The 15,925-nt window shown below is 59.2% G+C and carries 22 protein-coding genes; 12 read left to right on the top strand and 10 right to left on the bottom strand.

The window, feature by feature from the left end; all coding sequences use genetic code 11:
- Positions 1–125 precede the first annotated feature (125 nt).
- From F2P67_RS04365 to F2P67_RS04345, 5 genes are read left to right on the top strand one after another with little or no spacing between them, the layout of a single operon-like run.
- Positions 126–533 carry a FagA protein gene (locus F2P67_RS04365; RefSeq protein WP_166217785.1) on the top strand — a complete coding sequence of 136 codons (408 nt, stop codon included), beginning with the start codon at positions 126–128 and terminating at the stop codon, positions 531–533.
- Entirely contained in the window at positions 514–1,890 is a 1,377-nt protein-coding gene (locus tag F2P67_RS04360) for a class II fumarate hydratase (protein ID WP_166217782.1), read from the top strand. The genes F2P67_RS04365 and F2P67_RS04360 overlap by 20 nt, the downstream gene beginning before the upstream one ends.
- Before the next feature lie 27 nt (positions 1,891–1,917).
- The gene (locus tag F2P67_RS04355) at positions 1,918–2,358 is read left to right on the top strand and encodes a hypothetical protein (RefSeq protein ID WP_166217779.1); all 441 of its coding nucleotides are present in this window, start codon (positions 1,918–1,920) and stop codon (positions 2,356–2,358) included.
- A gap of 1 nt (position 2,359) precedes the next feature.
- Complete coding sequence (locus tag F2P67_RS04350; RefSeq protein ID WP_166217828.1) at positions 2,360–2,971, top strand: superoxide dismutase; 612 nt, start codon at positions 2,360–2,362, stop codon at positions 2,969–2,971.
- 30 nt (positions 2,972–3,001) lie between these two features.
- Positions 3,002–3,895 carry a ZIP family metal transporter gene (locus F2P67_RS04345; RefSeq protein WP_166217776.1) on the top strand — a complete coding sequence of 298 codons (894 nt, stop codon included), beginning with the start codon at positions 3,002–3,004 and terminating at the stop codon, positions 3,893–3,895.
- A 42-nt stretch (positions 3,896–3,937) separates the two neighbouring features.
- Here F2P67_RS04345 and F2P67_RS04340 read toward each other — a convergent pair whose 3' ends face one another.
- The 10 genes from F2P67_RS04340 to F2P67_RS04295 all read right to left on the bottom strand — a co-directional run bounded on the left by F2P67_RS04340 (position 3,938) and on the right by F2P67_RS04295 (position 10,964).
- The gene (locus tag F2P67_RS04340) at positions 3,938–4,213 is read right to left on the bottom strand and encodes an HPr family phosphocarrier protein (protein ID WP_096818959.1); all 276 of its coding nucleotides are present in this window, start codon (positions 4,211–4,213) and stop codon (positions 3,938–3,940) included.
- A 15-nt stretch (positions 4,214–4,228) separates the two neighbouring features.
- Positions 4,229–5,086 carry an RNase adapter RapZ gene (rapZ, locus tag F2P67_RS04335; RefSeq protein ID WP_166217773.1) on the bottom strand — a complete coding sequence of 286 codons (858 nt, stop codon included), beginning with the start codon at positions 5,084–5,086 and terminating at the stop codon, positions 4,229–4,231.
- A 2-nt stretch (positions 5,087–5,088) separates the two neighbouring features.
- Positions 5,089–5,553 carry a PTS IIA-like nitrogen regulatory protein PtsN gene (ptsN, locus tag F2P67_RS04330; protein ID WP_166217770.1) on the bottom strand — a complete coding sequence of 155 codons (465 nt, stop codon included), beginning with the start codon at positions 5,551–5,553 and terminating at the stop codon, positions 5,089–5,091.
- A gap of 11 nt (positions 5,554–5,564) precedes the next feature.
- Complete coding sequence (hpf, locus tag F2P67_RS04325; RefSeq protein ID WP_166217767.1) at positions 5,565–5,873, bottom strand: ribosome hibernation-promoting factor, HPF/YfiA family; 309 nt, start codon at positions 5,871–5,873, stop codon at positions 5,565–5,567.
- A 73-nt stretch (positions 5,874–5,946) separates the two neighbouring features.
- Complete coding sequence (locus tag F2P67_RS04320) at positions 5,947–7,440, bottom strand: RNA polymerase factor sigma-54 (RefSeq protein ID WP_166217764.1); 1,494 nt, start codon at positions 7,438–7,440, stop codon at positions 5,947–5,949.
- 186 nt (positions 7,441–7,626) lie between these two features.
- Positions 7,627–8,352, bottom strand: a complete 726-nt coding sequence (gene lptB, locus F2P67_RS04315) for an LPS export ABC transporter ATP-binding protein (protein ID WP_007953572.1) — start codon at positions 8,350–8,352, stop codon at positions 7,627–7,629.
- Positions 8,352–8,897 carry a lipopolysaccharide transport periplasmic protein LptA gene (gene lptA, locus F2P67_RS04310; protein ID WP_166217761.1) on the bottom strand — a complete coding sequence of 182 codons (546 nt, stop codon included), beginning with the start codon at positions 8,895–8,897 and terminating at the stop codon, positions 8,352–8,354. Before lptA ends, lptB begins: the two co-directional genes overlap by 1 nt.
- Positions 8,884–9,456 carry an LPS export ABC transporter periplasmic protein LptC gene (gene lptC, locus F2P67_RS04305; RefSeq protein WP_166217758.1) on the bottom strand — a complete coding sequence of 191 codons (573 nt, stop codon included), beginning with the start codon at positions 9,454–9,456 and terminating at the stop codon, positions 8,884–8,886. The genes lptA and lptC overlap by 14 nt, the downstream gene beginning before the upstream one ends.
- A gap of 8 nt (positions 9,457–9,464) precedes the next feature.
- Positions 9,465–9,989, bottom strand: a complete 525-nt coding sequence (locus F2P67_RS04300) for a KdsC family phosphatase (RefSeq protein WP_095119477.1) — start codon at positions 9,987–9,989, stop codon at positions 9,465–9,467.
- Positions 9,990–10,964: a KpsF/GutQ family sugar-phosphate isomerase gene (locus F2P67_RS04295; RefSeq protein ID WP_166217755.1), complete on the bottom strand. Its 975-nt coding sequence runs from the start codon at positions 10,962–10,964 to the stop codon at positions 9,990–9,992.
- 274 nt (positions 10,965–11,238) lie between these two features.
- Between F2P67_RS04295 and F2P67_RS04290 the strand changes: the two genes are divergently transcribed.
- From F2P67_RS04290 to murA, 7 genes are all read left to right on the top strand, one after another.
- Complete coding sequence (locus tag F2P67_RS04290; protein ID WP_166217752.1) at positions 11,239–12,048, top strand: ATP-binding cassette domain-containing protein; 810 nt, start codon at positions 11,239–11,241, stop codon at positions 12,046–12,048.
- Positions 12,048–12,845: a lipid asymmetry maintenance ABC transporter permease subunit MlaE gene (mlaE, locus tag F2P67_RS04285; RefSeq protein ID WP_166217749.1), complete on the top strand. Its 798-nt coding sequence runs from the start codon at positions 12,048–12,050 to the stop codon at positions 12,843–12,845. The genes F2P67_RS04290 and mlaE overlap by 1 nt, the downstream gene beginning before the upstream one ends.
- Complete coding sequence (mlaD, locus tag F2P67_RS04280; RefSeq protein WP_095190863.1) at positions 12,845–13,312, top strand: outer membrane lipid asymmetry maintenance protein MlaD; 468 nt, start codon at positions 12,845–12,847, stop codon at positions 13,310–13,312. The genes mlaE and mlaD overlap by 1 nt, the downstream gene beginning before the upstream one ends.
- Before the next feature lie 11 nt (positions 13,313–13,323).
- Positions 13,324–13,968: an MlaC/ttg2D family ABC transporter substrate-binding protein gene (locus tag F2P67_RS04275; protein WP_166217746.1), complete on the top strand. Its 645-nt coding sequence runs from the start codon at positions 13,324–13,326 to the stop codon at positions 13,966–13,968.
- Positions 13,965–14,270 (top strand): STAS domain-containing protein, encoded by a 306-nt coding sequence (locus F2P67_RS04270; RefSeq protein ID WP_166217743.1) that lies wholly within the window; start codon positions 13,965–13,967, stop codon positions 14,268–14,270. The genes F2P67_RS04275 and F2P67_RS04270 overlap by 4 nt, the downstream gene beginning before the upstream one ends.
- Before the next feature lie 115 nt (positions 14,271–14,385).
- Positions 14,386–14,625: a BolA family protein gene (locus tag F2P67_RS04265; RefSeq protein WP_007912386.1), complete on the top strand. Its 240-nt coding sequence runs from the start codon at positions 14,386–14,388 to the stop codon at positions 14,623–14,625.
- 22 nt (positions 14,626–14,647) lie between these two features.
- A complete protein-coding gene (gene murA, locus F2P67_RS04260) occupies positions 14,648–15,913 on the top strand; it encodes a UDP-N-acetylglucosamine 1-carboxyvinyltransferase (RefSeq protein ID WP_166217740.1) in 1,266 nt (421 codons plus the stop codon).
- Positions 15,914–15,925: the final 12 nt, after the last annotated feature.

Here is a 15,925-nt window from a genome sequence, read left to right as displayed (position 1 = left end):
TGGGTGGCGCGCCTTTTTTATTGAATGCACATTTCTTGAGTGGATTCGATCCGCTAAAAGGCTGCTCTTGTTTTGGTTCTCATTATCATCTAATAATAAATCTCATTATCGGATGAGCCCGAATCATGAGTTCTGCCTTGCACGAGCAGCCCTACCTCGAAAGCTGGCGCTGGATGAGTCGCCAGATCCGTTGCGCGATGGATCCTGACGAACCGCGCCTGATCGAACATTACCTCGCCGAAGGCCGGTATCTGTCTTGTTGCACCGCGACGTCACCCTGGACTGTCGCTGAAACCTCTTTCCGTCTGCTGCTCGACACTGCCACCGACATCGCACTGCCGTGGCACTGGCGCAGCCTCTGTCTCGATCAAGCCTGGCGCCCATTGCGCGAAATGGAGCGCCTGTCGCTGTGCAACTGCCGGCTCAAACGCTGGCAGCGCTACACCTGGCAGCTCGCCACCTGCGACCTGCTTCCCTCGATTCCTCTCATTGAATTAGTCCAAGGATTTACCGATGACCAAGACACGTATTGAGCGCGACAGCATGGGCGAACTGCAGGTGCCGGTGGACGCTCTCTACGGCGCGCAGACCCAGCGCGCAGTGGATAACTTCCCGATCAGCGGTAAGCCGATGCCGACGCAATTCATTCGCGCGCTGATTCTCGCCAAAGCGGCGGCCGCCCGCGCCAACGTCGAACTCAACCAGATCAGCGCCGCCCAGGGCAAAGCCATCAGCGACGCCGCCCAAGGCCTGCTCGAAGGAGACTTCATGCAGCATTTTCCGGTGGATATCTTCCAGACCGGCTCCGGCACCAGTTCCAACATGAACGCCAACGAAGTGATCGCCACGCTGGCCAGCCGTCTGCTCGACGAGCCAGTGAACGCCAACGATCACGTCAACTGCGGCCAGAGCAGCAACGACATCATTCCGACCACCATCCACGTCAGCGCCGCGCTGGCCCTGCACGAACAACTGTTGCCGGCGCTGCTGCACCTGGTGCAAGTGATCGAACACAAGGCCGGTCAGGTGCATCACCACGTCAAAACCGGTCGGACGCATTTGATGGACGCCATGCCGGTGCGCATGAGCCAGGTGCTCAGTGGCTGGGCGCAGCAGCTCAAGGCCAACATCGGTCATCTGCAGGATTTGCTGCCAAGCCTGCAATCATTGGCACAGGGCGGCACGGCGGTCGGCACCGGGATCAATGCGCATCCGGAATTTGCTGCGCGATTCAGCCGCCAGTTGAGTCAATTGACCAACGTGCAATTCACCCCGGGCAAGGATCTGTTCGCGCTGATCGGCTCGCAGGACACCGCCGTGGCCGTGTCGGGTCAACTCAAGGCCACCGCCGTCTCGCTGATGAAAATCGCCAACGACCTGCGCTGGATGAACTCCGGCCCGCTCGCCGGTCTCGGCGAAATCGAACTCGAAGGCCTGCAGCCGGGCTCGTCGATCATGCCGGGCAAGGTCAACCCGGTGATCCCGGAAGCCACGGCGATGGTGGCCGCGCAAGTCATCGGCAACGACTCGGTGATCACCATCGCCGGTCAGTCGGGTAATTTCGAACTGAACGTGATGCTGCCGATCATCGCGCAGAACCTGCTGAGCAGCATTGAGTTGCTGGCCAATTCCAGCCGTCTGCTCGGTGACAAGGCCATCGCCACATTCAAGGTCAACGAGTCGCGGCTCAAGGAAGCGCTGTCGCGCAACCCGATTCTGGTCACCGCACTCAACCCGATCATTGGTTACCAGAAAGCCGCCGAAATCGCCAAGCAGGCCTACAAACAGGGCCGTCCGGTGATTGAAGTCGCACTGGAACACACCGACCTGTCGCGCAGCCAGCTGGAAGAGTTGCTCAATCCCGAGAAACTCACCGCCGGCGGCGTGTAAATCCCGCAACCGCTTTGGAGGCTCACCATGGAGCACTGGAAACGCACGATCGAACGGGCCAATCGCTGCTTCATGCTGGGCGAACTGATCGATGCCCGCGAGGCTTACCTGCAAGCCCTGGCCCTGGCGCAAGTGTTGTTCGAACGCTGGGCGGATGCCGACGAAGCGGTGGCGGCCTGCGTCATTTCTCATCACAACCTGGCCGATCTGCATTTGCGTCTGAACCAGCCAGAGGAGAGCGCCGAGTACCTCTGCGCGATCCATCAGCGGCTGTTGCAGACCATGCAGGACGAGCGCCTGCGTCCGGCGCTGCGTGAAGCGGCGCTGCGCCAAAGCAGCAAAACCTACGTCGAGTTGTTGAGTTTTATCAGCGAGCACGGTGAATACCCGCGCACCCAACGTCTGCTGCACCCGGATACCGGCAATGCGCGCCGTGCGCCTGCCCCACATCACCATGGAGTCCATTGAAATGGCTTTTACCTTGCCTGCCTTGCCTTACGCCTACGACGCTCTGGAACCGCACATCGATGCGCAGACCATGGAGATTCACTACACCAAGCATCACCAGACCTACATCAATAACCTCAACGCCGCTGTAGAAGGCACCGAATACGCCGAATGGCCAGTGGAGAAACTGGTCGCCAGCGTCCAGCAACTGCCGGAAAAACTCCGCGCAGCAGTGATCAATCAGGGCGGCGGTCACGCCAACCATTCGCTGTTCTGGGAAGTCATGGTGCCAAACGGTGGTGGCAAGCCCGACGGCGCGCTGGCCACGGCCATCGACGAGCAACTGGGCGGTCTCGACAGTTTCAAGGAAGCCTTTACCAAAGCCGCGCTGACCCGTTTCGGCAGCGGCTGGGCATGGCTCAGCGTAACCCCGGAAAAGAAACTGATCGTGGAAAGCAGCGGCAATCAGGACAGCCCGTTGATGAACGGCAACACGCCGATTCTCGGCCTCGACGTCTGGGAACATGCCTATTACCTGCGTTACCAGAATCGTCGCCCGGAATACATCAACGCGTTCTACAACGTGATCAATTGGCCTGAAGTGGCTGCGCGCTACAAAGCCGCACTGGTTTAAGTCTTTTATAAAAACAATCCAAGGCTGACTATGGGCACTGAAACACTGGCGATCGGAAGTGGGCGTATGTTTCGTTACGCTGTGGGATCGCTGTTGCTGTTGGCGGGCATGACCTTGCTGGTTGCCCACGGACTGGAATGGCTGAATCTGGAACCGAGACTGGCGCGGGCACTGCAGGGCGGGGCGATCTGCGCGCTCGGCACGGCGCTTGGCGCAGTGCCGGTGTTGGTCATTCGGCGCATGCCGCAGGCGCTCAGCGATACTTTGCTCGGATTTGGTGCTGGGGTGATGCTCGCAGCGACCGCGTTTTCATTGATCGTGCCGGGCATCGCCGCCGCTGAAAGCCTGGGTTTGTCGCAGTGGGGAGCCAGCGGTCTGATCTGCTTTGGCATCATGCTTGGGGCGTTCGGCTTGTATCTGGTCGATCGGCAGTTGTCCGGTGCGTCGCCGGAGATGCTGGTCGGCACCGTTGAACACCCGGTGATTCCGCCGCGGATCTGGCTGTTCGTGTTCGCCATCATTGCCCACAACATTCCTGAAGGCATGGCCGTCGGCGTATCTGCCGGCGGCGGCATGCCGGATGCCGACAGCCTGGCCATGGGCATTGCCTTGCAGGATGTGCCGGAAGGTCTGGTGATTGCTCTGGTGCTGGCCGGGGCGGGAATGTCGCGGGTCAAGGCGTTCCTGATCGGCGCGGCGTCAGGGTTGGTCGAACCGGTGTTTGCGCTGTTATGTGCGTGGCTGGTCAGCCTGGCGCAGGTGTTGTTGCCATTGGGGCTGGCGCTAGCGGCGGGGGCGATGTTGCTGGTGGTGACTCACGAAGTGATTCCGGAGTCGCGACGCAATGGCCACGACAAACTGGCCAGTCTCGGCCTGTTGATCGGGTTTTGTTTGATGATGGTCATGGATACCGCGTTGGGTTGAGTTGAGGGGTGGCGAGGGAGCAAGCTCCCTCGCCACAGGCGATCAACCGCCTTCGTCGAAATAGTTGTTGATCAACGCCACTAGCGCATCCAGCGCTTCCTGTTCCTGATGCCCTTCGGTGCTCAAAAAGATCTTCGTGCCCTTGCCGGCCGCGAGCATCATCATCGCCATGATGCTTTTGCCGTCGACGGTGGTCTCAGGCGTGCGGCCTACTCTGATGGTGCAATCCGGATATTGGCCGGCGACGCCGACAAACTTGGCCGACGCTCGGGCATGCAAACCCAGCTTGTTGATGATTTCGATTTCCAGAGCAGGCATCGCGGTGTGAATCCTTTAAGTGAGGTCGCGGTGGCGAACCTGGACATTCTTCAGGGTTTTCTGCAGGGCCTGACCCAGGCGTTCGGTCAGGTAGACGGAGCGGTGGTGCCCGCCGGTGCAGCCAATGGCAATGGTGACGTAAGCGCGATTGCTCGCGGCGAAGCGCGGCAGCCACTTGTGCAGGTAGCTGAAGATGTCTTGAAACATTTCTTCGACTTCCGGCTGCGCCGCCAGGTATTCGGCCACCGGCGCATCGAGACCTGATTGTGCACGCAACTCCGGTTTCCAGTACGGATTGGGCAGGCAGCGCACGTCGAACACCAGGTCGGCATCCACCGGCATGCCGCGCTTGAAGCCAAACGACTCGACCAGAAACGCCGTGCCCGGCTCCGGCTGATTCAGCAGGCGCAGCTTGAGGGTGTCGCGCAACTGGTACAGGTTGAGGTTGGTGGTGTTGATCTTCAGATCGGCCAGGTCGGCAATCGGGCCGAGCAGGGCGGTTTCATCGTGAATCGCCTCGGCCAGCGAGCGGTTGGCGTTGCTCAGCGGATGGCGTCGGCGGGTCTCGGAAAAGCGCTTGAGCAGGGTTTCTTCATCGGCATCCAGATACAGTACATCGCACTGGATGTGCTTGCTGCGGGCATCTTCCAGCAATTCCGGAAAGCGGGTCAGATGGCTCGGCAGGTTGCGTGCATCGATCGACACCGCTACCAGCGGTTGCGCCAGCTCAGTGTGAATCAAGGCGCGTTCGGCCAGTTCCGGCAGCAGGCCGGCCGGCAGGTTGTCGATGCAGTAGTAACCGTTGTCCTCAAGGACATCCAGTGCGGTGCTTTTACCCGAGCCGGAACGGCCACTGACGATGATCAAGCGCATGATTAGTGCCCGTTCTGCTCGTCCAGGACAACCTGATACAAGGCTTCGTTACTCGCGGCGTTGCGCAGTTTGTCGCGCACTTCCTTGCGGTCGAGCATGCTGGCGATCTGGCGCAATAGCTCAAGATGCGCATCGGTAGCCGCTTCCGGGACCAGCAGTACGAACAGCAGGTCAACCGGGGCACCGTCGATGGCGTCGAAATCGATAGGGGCTTGAAGGTGCATCAAGGCGCTGATCGGTGATTCGCAACCTTTGAGGCGGCAGTGAGGGATGGCGATGCCGTTGCCGAAACCGGTCGAGCCGAGTTTCTCACGGGCAATCAAGGCCTCGAAGACATCTTGCATCTCCAGATCCGGCACTTCGCGGGCGATCAGGTTGGCAATTTGTTCGAGGGCTTTCTTTTTGCTGCCGCCCGGCACGTTCACGAGGGAACGGCCGGGGGTCAGGATACTTTCAAGTCGGATCATGGAATGGGGGGTTATCGACCGGTCGCGCCCTGGAGCAGGCTCTGGGTCTTTTCCTTATGCTTTTTGAGTTGTTTATCCAGCTTGTCGGTCAAAGCGTCGATCGCCGCGTACATATCGGTATGTTCCGCGTTGGCGACGACTTCATTGCCGGGAATATGCAGCGTGGCTTCGATTTTCTGCTTCAGCTTTTCGACGCACATCGTGACTTGCACGTTGGTGATCTTGTCGAAATGGCGCTCCAGTCGTTGGAGTTTTTCCTCGATGTAGGAACGCAGAGGTTGAGTCACTTCCAGTTGGTGTCCACTGATGTTGACTTGCATACAGCTTCTCCTTCGTTGCCAGTGCATAAAGCGGCAGGCTGGATAGCCTGCCACTGGAACGCTGTAACGTGGCTTACATCAACCGCTTGCGTTCGCTCGAAGGCGCGATTCCGAGGGATTCGCGGTACTTGGCGACGGTGCGGCGAGCCACCTGAATGCCTTGTGCCTCCAGTAAACCAGCGATCTTGCTGTCACTCAACGGCTTTTTCTGATTTTCCGCGGCAACCAGTTTTTTGATGATCGCGCGGATCGCCGTGGATGAGCATTCGCCGCCTTCGGAGGTGCTGACGTGGCTGGAGAAAAAGTATTTCAGTTCATAAATACCGCGCGGGGTATGCATGAATTTCTGCGTGGTCACCCGGGAAATCGTCGATTCGTGCATGCCGACCGCTTCGGCGATGTCATGCAGAACCAGCGGTTTCATGGCTTCGTCGCCGTACTCCAGAAAACCGCGCTGATGCTCGACGATCTGGGTAGCAACTTTCATCAGTGTTTCGTTGCGGCTTTGCAGGCTCTTGATGAACCAGCGGGCTTCCTGCAACTGATTGCGCATGAAGGTGTTGTCGGCGCTGGTGTCGGCGCGACGAACGAAGCCGGCGTACTGGGCGTTGACGCGCAGGCGTGGCACCGACTCCTGGTTCAGTTCGACCAGCCAGCGCTCGTTGTCCTTACGCACGATGACATCAGGGACGACGTATTCGGCTTCAGTGGATTCGATCTGCGAGCCCGGACGCGGGTTGAGGCTCTGCACCAGCTCGATGACCTGACGCAGTTCGTCTTCCTTGAGCTTCATGCGGCGCATCAACTGGCTGTAATCGCGGCTGCCGAGCAGGTCGATATAATCGCTGACCAGACGCTTGGCTTCCGCAAGCCACGGGGTCTTGGCCGATAGCTGACGCAATTGCAGCAACAGGCATTCGCTCAGGTTGCGCGCGCCGATACCGGCCGGTTCGAACTGCTGGATGCGATGCAGGACGGCTTCGATCTCGTCCAGCTCGATGTCCAGTTCGGGATCGAACGCGTCGAGGATTTCTTCGAGGGTTTCGTCCAGATAGCCCTGATTGTTGATGCAATCGATCAGGGTGACGGCGATCAGGCGATCGGTGTCGGACATCGGGGCGAGGTTCAACTGCCAGAGCAGGTGGCTTTGCAGGCTTTCGCCGGCGGAGGTGCGGGTGGTGAAGTCCCACTCGTCATCGTCGCTGCTGGGCAGGCTGCTGGCGCTGGTCTGGTATACGTCTTCCCAGGCCGTGTCGACCGGAAGTTCGTTGGGGATGCGTTCGTTCCATTCGCCGTCTTCGAGGTTGTCCACCGTCGGTGCGGTTTCCTGATAGGACGGTTCCTGGATTTCGGTGTTGGGCTTCTGTTCGGCGCTGTCGGCCATCGGATCGGAGTTGTCGAAGTCGTCGCCTTCTTCCTGGCGTTCGAGCATCGGATTGGATTCCAGAGCCTCCTGGATTTCCTGTTGCAGATCCAGGGTCGACAATTGGAGCAGGCGGATGGCCTGTTGCAGCTGCGGTGTCATCGTCAGCTGCTGGCCCATTCTCAAGACTAGCGATGGTTTCATGGCAGGGGCTTAACACCTTATTCGCCGGCGCTATGCGCCATCCACTACAGGGCGCCGAAGCGCCAAACTTAAGCAAATTATATGCCTGAAACTGAAGTGTTTGCCTAGAGCGCTGTAACAATTAAAGCGTATTAAATCCTGCTTGAATCGATACAGCACCCGGGCGGCCTCCGGGCACCGTTTCGCTTACAGGCGGAATTCGTGACCCAGATACACTTCCTTGACCAGATCGTTGGCCAGGATGGTGGCGGAGTCACCTTCGGCGATCAATTGACCGTCGTTGACGATGTAGGCAGTTTCGCAGATATCCAGCGTCTCACGCACGTTGTGGTCGGTGATCAAGACACCGATGCCCTTGGCCTTGAGGTGATGGATGATTTGCTTGATGTCGCCGACGGAGATCGGATCGACACCGGCGAACGGTTCGTCGAGCAGGATGAATTTCGGCGCAGTTGCCAGTGCGCGGGCGATTTCCACCCGGCGACGCTCACCACCGGACAGGCTCATGCCGAGGTTGTCGCGGATGTGGCTGATGTGGAACTCCTGCAGCAGGCTTTCCAGCTCCTTGCGGCGGCCGGCCTTGTCGAGTTCCTGACGGGTCTCGAGGATGGCCATGATGTTGTCGGCCACCGACAGTTTGCGGAAGATCGACGCTTCTTGCGGCAGATAGCCGATACCGGCCTTGGCGCGGCCATGCATTGGCTGGTGGCTGACGTCCAGGTCGTCGATCAGCACACGGCCCTGATCGGCCTGTACCAGGCCGACGATCATGTAGAAGCAGGTGGTCTTGCCGGCGCCGTTCGGGCCGAGCAGGCCGACGATCTGGCCGCTGTCGATCGACAGGCTGACGTCACGCACGACCTGGCGGCTTTTATAGGCCTTGGCCAGGTGCTGAGCTTTCAGAGTTGCCATTACTGGGTTTTCTCGTCGGTTTTCTTCTTCGGCTGGATCACCATGTCGATGCGCGGACGCGACTCGGTGACCTTGTTGCCGGTAGCGCGACCGGCGCTGGCCAGTTTTTTCACCGTGTCGTAGACGATTTTCTCGCCCTGGGTGGTGTTGTTGTCCTTGTCGACAACCTTGGCCTTGTCGATCAGCACCACGCGGTTTTGCTGTGCGTGGTACTGAATGGTCACGCCCCAGCCCTGTACGGGTTTCGTGTCGCCGGCAGTCTGCAATTGTTCGAAGTAGGCGAGATTACCCACCGAAGTCACGACGTCGATGTCGCCGTTGGGCGCCCGGGTCATGGTCACGGTGTTGCCTTTGACGATCATCGAGCCCTGGGTAATGATCACGTCACCTTTATAGGTAGCAACGCCGTTCTTGTCGTCCAGTTGGGCATCGTCGGCCTGAATGCGGATTGGCTGCTCTTGATCGTTCGGCAGAGCCCAGGCGCTCACGCTTCCCAGTGCTGCGCCCAGACTGAGCAAAATAGGGAGGGTTTTAACGAGCCTCATACTGTCCTCTTACGTTCGATAGCAGGTGTATCCTGCTTTCCTTCAGGTAGGCTTTCATGCCAACGCCAGTCGATACACCGCCAGCGCCGTCGATTCTAACGGGTTGCTCGGTCTGCGCATATTGCTGCTGCGGGAACACAGTCATGCGGGTGGAAGTGATCAGCATCGCACGATTCTTTTCGTCGGTGCGCTGAACGCGTACCGAGTCGATCAGTTCGACTTCGGTGCCGCCCGAGTTCACTTCACCGCGCTCGCTGGTTACGTGCCAAGGGAAATCAGTGCCGCGGTACATGTTCAGGTCAGGTTTGGTGACGAGTGTAATGTCGGTGGCCTTCACATGCTCGGCCTTGTCCGACGTCATTTCGTACTGCACTTTGCCGTCCGGCAGGTATTGCAGGGTATGCGTGTTGGTTGCATACCAGTCGATAGGGTTCTCTGCAGTCGAGACCGGCGGCTTGTCGAGGAAGCTTTCCGGGCTGATGTTCCAGTAGCCGACCGCCGCAAAAATCGCAGCGATGCAGCCGAACAGCAGGAAGTTGCGAAATTTTTTGCTCAGCATGATTTGGCTCACAGGTACGCGGCGTTGGCCGCATCGAGGCGGCCCTGGGCGCGCAGGATCAATTCGCAGAATTCGCGTGCGGCGCCTTCGCCGCCACGGGCCCGGGTCACGCCGTGCGCGTGTTCGCGGACGAAATCGGCAGCATTGGCGACCGCCATGCCTAGGCCGACACGGCGAATCACCGGCAGGTCAGGCAGGTCGTCACCCAGATAGGCGACCTGTTCATAGCTTAGGCCCAGTTGCTCGAGAAGACCGTCCAGCACGACCAATTTGTCTTCGCGACCCTGAAACAGATGAGGAATGCCGAGGTTTTTCGCTCGGCGCTCGACCACCGGCGTTTTGCGGCCGCTGATGATAGCGGTCTGCACCCCGGCGTTCATCAGCATTTTGATGCCTTGGCCGTCGAGGGTATTGAATGTCTTGAATTCGCTGCCGTCTTCGAGGAAGTACAGGCGGCCGTCAGTAAGAACGCCGTCGACGTCGAAAACCGCCAGTTTGATTGCTTTGCCGCGTTGCAGCAGATCGTTGCTCATTTACATCACTCCTGCGCGCAGCAGATCGGAGAGGTTGAAGGCGCCGACCGGGCGGTCGTCTTCGTCAACCACGACCAGTGCGTTGATGCGGTGGTCTTCCATGATTTTCAACGCTTCGGCCGCGAGCATTTCCGGGCGGGCGGTCTTGCCGTGCACGGTCATGACCTGGTCGATTGTCGCGCTGCGAATGTCGATGCTGCGATCCAGCGTGCGGCGCAAGTCGCCGTCAGTGAAGATCCCGGCAAGTTTGCCGTCGGCTTCAAGGATCACGGTCATGCCCAGACCCTTGCGGGTCATTTCCATCAAGGCGTCCTTGAGCAGAGTGCCGCGCTGCACCTGTGGCAGTTCCTGCCCGGCGTGCATGACGTTTTCCACTTTAAGCAACAGGCGACGGCCCAGCGCGCCTCCCGGATGGGAAAAGGCGAAGTCTTCGGCAGTAAAACCGCGGGCTTCCAGCAACGCCACGGCCAGGGCATCGCCCATGACCAGTGCGGCGGTGGTGGAGGAGGTCGGTGCCAGGTTCAACGGGCAGGCTTCATGCTCGACGTGAACGTTGAGGTTGACCTCGGCTGCCTTGGATAGTGGCGATTGCGGGTTGCCGGTGACGCTGATCAGCTGGATGCCCAGACGTTTGATCAGGGGCAGCAACGTGACGATTTCATTGGTCGAGCCAGAGTTCGACAGGGCCAGGATCACGTCGTCGCGGGTGATCATGCCCATGTCGCCATGGCTGGCTTCGGCCGGGTGCACAAAAAACGCCGGGGTGCCGGTGCTGGCCAGGGTGGCGGCAATCTTGTTGCCGATGTGCCCGGATTTGCCCATGCCGACCACCACGACGCGGCCCTTGCTGGCCAGAATCATCTCGCAAGCGCGTACGAAATCGGCGTCGATATGGGGCATCAAGCCTTGGACGGCTTCCACTTCGAGGCGGATGGTGCGTTGTGCCGATTGAATCAGGTCGCTGGTTTGGCTCATGTCAGAAATCGTATAGCCCGATGAAAAGGCGGCGATTATAGCGGGTATGTTGAAAAGCCTCACGCTAGTTCGTCGTGCTTTGTCATTCCTCGTTACCAAAACCCCGCAAATGCACTCCCGTGCCTTTCAGATCGGGCAAGACAGCCGGTACAGGCCTTGGGCGCTGAGCCGTTGCAGTGATATAGTTCGCCGCCAGTTCGGCCTGCCCGGGATGTATGTGCTTTCCAGTGAAAGCCTGGCGTCCGAGTGAGAGGCTGCATCGCAAGGAGTTTAGATGAGTGCCGATAACGCCTACGCGGTCGAGCTGAAGGGAGTCTCCTTCAAGCGCGGTGCGCGCAGCATTTTCAATAACGTCGATATTCGCATCCCGCGCGGCAAGGTCACCGGCATCATGGGGCCTTCCGGGTGTGGCAAGACCACGCTGCTGCGTTTGATGGGCGCACAACTGCGTCCAACCAGCGGCGAAGTCTGGGTCAATGGACAGAACCTGCCAACGCTGTCGCGCAGCGACCTGTTCGATGCGCGCAAGCACATGGGCGTGCTGTTTCAGAGCGGCGCGCTGTTCACCGATCTCGATGTCTTCGAGAACGTCGCGTTCCCCCTGCGCGTTCATACAGAGTTGCCGGAAGAAATGATCCGCGACATCGTCCTGCTCAAATTGCAGGCCGTTGGCTTGCGCGGCGCCATCGAGCTGATGCCCGATGAGTTGTCCGGCGGCATGAAGCGTCGTGTCGCACTGGCCCGGGCCATTGCCCTCGATCCGCAGATTCTGATGTACGACGAACCGTTCGTCGGTCAGGATCCGATCGCCATGGGCGTTCTGGTGCGTCTGATCCGCCTGCTCAACGATGCGCTGGGGATCACCAGTATCGTGGTTTCCCACGATTTGGCCGAAACCGCGAGCATCGCCGATTACATCTATGTCGTCGGCGATGGCCAGGTCCTGGGGCAGGGCACGCCGGACGAACTGATGAACTCAGATGAGCCGCGCATTCGCCAGTTCATGACCGGCGATCCCGACGGCCCGGTTCCGTATCACTTTCCAGCGACGGATTACCGCGCAGATCTTCTGGGGAAACGTTGATGCGCAGAATTTCACTTGTAGAACGCGTTCGCCGCTTTGGCGAATCGGCGATCGACGCCATAGCGGTGTTCGGTCGTGCCACGCTGTTCCTGTTTCATGCGTTGCTGGGTCGTGGCGGTATCAGCGGCGGCTTCGGCTTGCTGGTCAAGCAGTTGCATTCGGTTGGCGTGATGTCGCTGGTGATCATCGTCGTTTCCGGTATTTTCATCGGCATGGTGCTGGCGCTGCAGGGGTTCAGCATTCTGTCGAGCTACGGTTCGGAGCAGGCAGTGGGGCAGATGGTTGCGCTGACGCTGCTGCGTGAACTCGGCCCGGTGGTGACGGCGCTGCTGTTCGCCGGTCGTGCCGGCTCCGCGCTGACTGCTGAAATCGGCAACATGAAGTCCACCGAGCAGCTTTCCAGTCTGGAAATGATCGGTGTCGACCCGCTCAAATACATTATTGCTCCGCGCCTGTGGGCCGGTTTCATTTCCCTGCCGGTGCTGGCGATGATTTTCAGCGTGGTAGGCATCTGGGGCGGTTCATGGGTGGCTGTCGACTGGCTGGGCGTGTATGAAGGTTCTTACTGGGCGAACATGCAGAACAGCGTGAACTTCACCAGTGACGTGCTCAATGGCGTCATCAAAAGTATCGTTTTTGCCTTCGTCGTGACCTGGATCGCCGTATTCCAAGGCTATGACTGCGAGCCCACTTCCGAGGGCATCAGTCGTGCCACCACCAAGACCGTGGTATTCGCCTCCCTGGCGGTGCTCGGCCTGGACTTTATTCTGACCGCTTTGATGTTTGGAGATTTCTGATGCAAAACCGCACCCTGGAAATCGGTGTCGGCCTGTTCCTGCTGGCAGGGATCCTGGCTTTGTTACTGCTTGCGTTGCGGGTCAGTGGCCTGTCTCCGACGTCGACCACCGACACGTATAAGCTCTATGCCTACTTCGACAACATTGCCGGTCTGACGGTCAGAGCCAAGGTCACCATGGCCGGTGTCACCATCGGCAAGGTCACCGCAATCGACCTGGATCGCGACAGCTTCACCGGTCGCGTAACCCTGCAGGTGGACAAGAAGGTCGACAATCTGCCGACCGACTCCACAGCGTCTATCCTGACTGCTGGTCTGCTGGGCGAGAAGTACATCGGTATCAGCGTAGGCGGGGAGGATGCCCGTCTGAAGGATGGTGGAACCATTCACGACACGCAGTCGTCTCTGGTACTGGAAGACCTGATCGGTAAATTCCTGCTCAATACCGTTAGCAAAGACGCCAAATGAGGAGCTTTTGAATGATCTCTACCTTGCGACGTGGCCTGTTGGTGTTGCTTGCGACACTGCCATTGATCGGTAACGCGGTGGCGGCACAATCGGCGCATGATCTGGTTCAGGACACCACGAACCGGATGCTCGCCGATCTGTCGGCCAACAAAGAGAAGTACAAGCAGGATCCGCAGGATTTCTACACGGCGTTGAACACCATCGTCGGTCCGGTGGTGGATGCCGAAGGTATTTCCAAAAGCATCATGACGGTCAAGTATTCGCGCAAGGCCACGCCGGCGCAGATGCAGACCTTCCAGGAAAACTTCAAGAAAGGCCTGTTCCAGTTCTACGGCAACGCCTTGCTTGAATACAACAACCAGGGCATCACCGTTGATCCTGCGAAAGATGAGTCGGGCGACCGCACCAGCGTCGGCATGACCGTCAAGGGCAGCAACGGCGCGATCTATCCTGTGCAATACACGCTGGAGAAGATCAACGGCGAGTGGAAACTGCGCAACGTGATCATCAACGGCATCAACATCGGCAAGCTGTTCCGTGATCAGTTCGCCGACGCGATGCAGCGTAACGGCAACGATCTGGACAAGACGATCAATGGTTGGGCCGGTGAGGTCGCCAAGGCCAAGGCCACCACCGAAGAGAAGTCGGCACAATGACCGAGGCGGCAGTTCACATGAGTGATGTCGACGAGCTGCTGCTCAGCGGCGTGCTGGATTACAGCACCGGCCCGGCCTTGCGCAAGGAAGGCCAGGCGCTGATCAAGTCGAGCAAGGCTGCTTCGCTGGTCATCGATTGCGCGGCGGTGAAGAAGTCCAGCAGCGTCGGCTTGTCGCTGTTGCTGTGCTTCATCCGCGATGCGCAAGCCGCCGGTAAAGCGGTCAGTATCCGCGCGATGCCCGAAGACATGCGCGAAATCGCTCAGGTCAGCGAACTGACCGAGCTGTTGGCGCAACCCTGAACCCGCATCAATAAAGAAGCCCCCCGTCAGAGTCCTGCGTTGCGGGGTTCGCAGGCGCGGGGCTTTTTTGTATGATGTCCGACCCGTGCGCACAGGGCGCCGATTGAGGTTGAGCATGCAGGCCGTAGAAGTGAAGAGCTTCCTTGAAGGAAAGCTGCCCGGAACGTTGGTAGAAGTTGAGGGCGAAGGCTGCAATTTCCAGCTGAACGTGATTAGCGATGAACTGGCGGCGTTGAGCCCGGTGAAGCGTCAGCAGCAGATCTATGCCCATTTGAACCCATGGATCACCGATGGCAGCATCCATGCGGTCACTATGAAATTTTTCAGCAGCGCGGCCTGGGCCGAGCGCACCTGAGCCTAAGGGCGTCGAGATTCTTATGGATAAATTGATTATTACTGGTGGCGCTCGTCTTGATGGCGAGATCCGCATCTCCGGGGCAAAGAACTCTGCCCTGCCGATCCTGGCCGCCACGCTGCTGTGCGATGGGCCGGTCACCGTTGGCAACCTGCCGCACCTGCACGACATCACCACCATGATCGAGCTGTTCGGTCGCATGGGCATTGAGCCGGTGATCGACGAGAAGCTCAGCGTCGAAATCGACCCGCGCACCATCAAGACCCTGATTGCTCCGTACGAACTGGTGAAAACCATGCGTGCGTCGATTCTGGTATTGGGCCCAATGGTTGCCCGTTTCGGTGAAGCCGAAGTCGCCCTGCCTGGCGGTTGCGCCATCGGTTCGCGTCCGGTCGACCTGCACATCCGTGGTCTCGAAGCCATGGGCGCAATCATTGACGTCGAAGGCGGCTACATCAAGGCCAAGGCGCCTGAAGGTGGTCTGCGTGGTGCGAGCTTCTTCTTCGATACCGTCAGCGTGACCGGTACCGAGAACATCATGATGGCCGCTGCTTTGGCCAAGGGCCGCAGCGTTCTGCAGAACGCCGCTCGCGAACCGGAAGTTGTCGACCTGGCGAACTTCCTCAACGCCATGGGCGCCAAGGTGTCCGGCGCCGGCACCGATACCATCACCATCGATGGCGTCGAGCGTCTGGGCTCGTGCTTCTACAAAGTCATGCCCGACCGTATCGAAACCGGCACCTATCTGGTGGCCGCTGCCGTGACCGGTGGCCGCGTGAAGGTCAAGGACACCGATCCGACCATCCTCGAATCCGTTCTGGAAAAGCTGCGTGAAGCCGGCGCAGAAATCACCTGCGGCGAAGACTGGATCGAGCTGAACATGCACGGTAAACGCCCGAAAGCGGTCAACGTGCGCACCGCGCCTTACCCGGCGTTCCCGACGGACATGCAAGCGCAGTTCATCTCGCTCAACGCCATTGCCGAAGGCACTGGTGCAGTGATCGAGACGATCTTCGAAAACCGCTTCATGCACGTTTACGAACTGCACCGCATGGGCGCCAAGATCCAGGTCGAAGGCAACACCGCCATCGTTACCGGTACTGAAGTCCTGAAAGGCGCGCCAGTGATGGCGACCGACCTGCGTGCTTCGGCCAGCCTGGTGATCTCGGCACTGGTTGCTGAAGGTGACACCCTGATCGACCGCATCTACCACATCGACCGTGGTTACGAGTGCATCGAAGAAAAACTGCAGATGCTGGGCGCCAAGATCCGTCGCGTTCCGGGCTGATCGCTGCACGAG

Origin of the sequence: Pseudomonas atagonensis (assembly GCF_011369485.1) — a bacterium.
In the GTDB taxonomy this organism is placed as follows: Bacteria; Pseudomonadota; Gammaproteobacteria; order Pseudomonadales; family Pseudomonadaceae; genus Aquipseudomonas; species Aquipseudomonas atagonensis.
The sequence above is the reverse complement of the archived record's forward strand: the minus strand, read 5'-3'. Positions and strand labels throughout refer to the sequence as shown.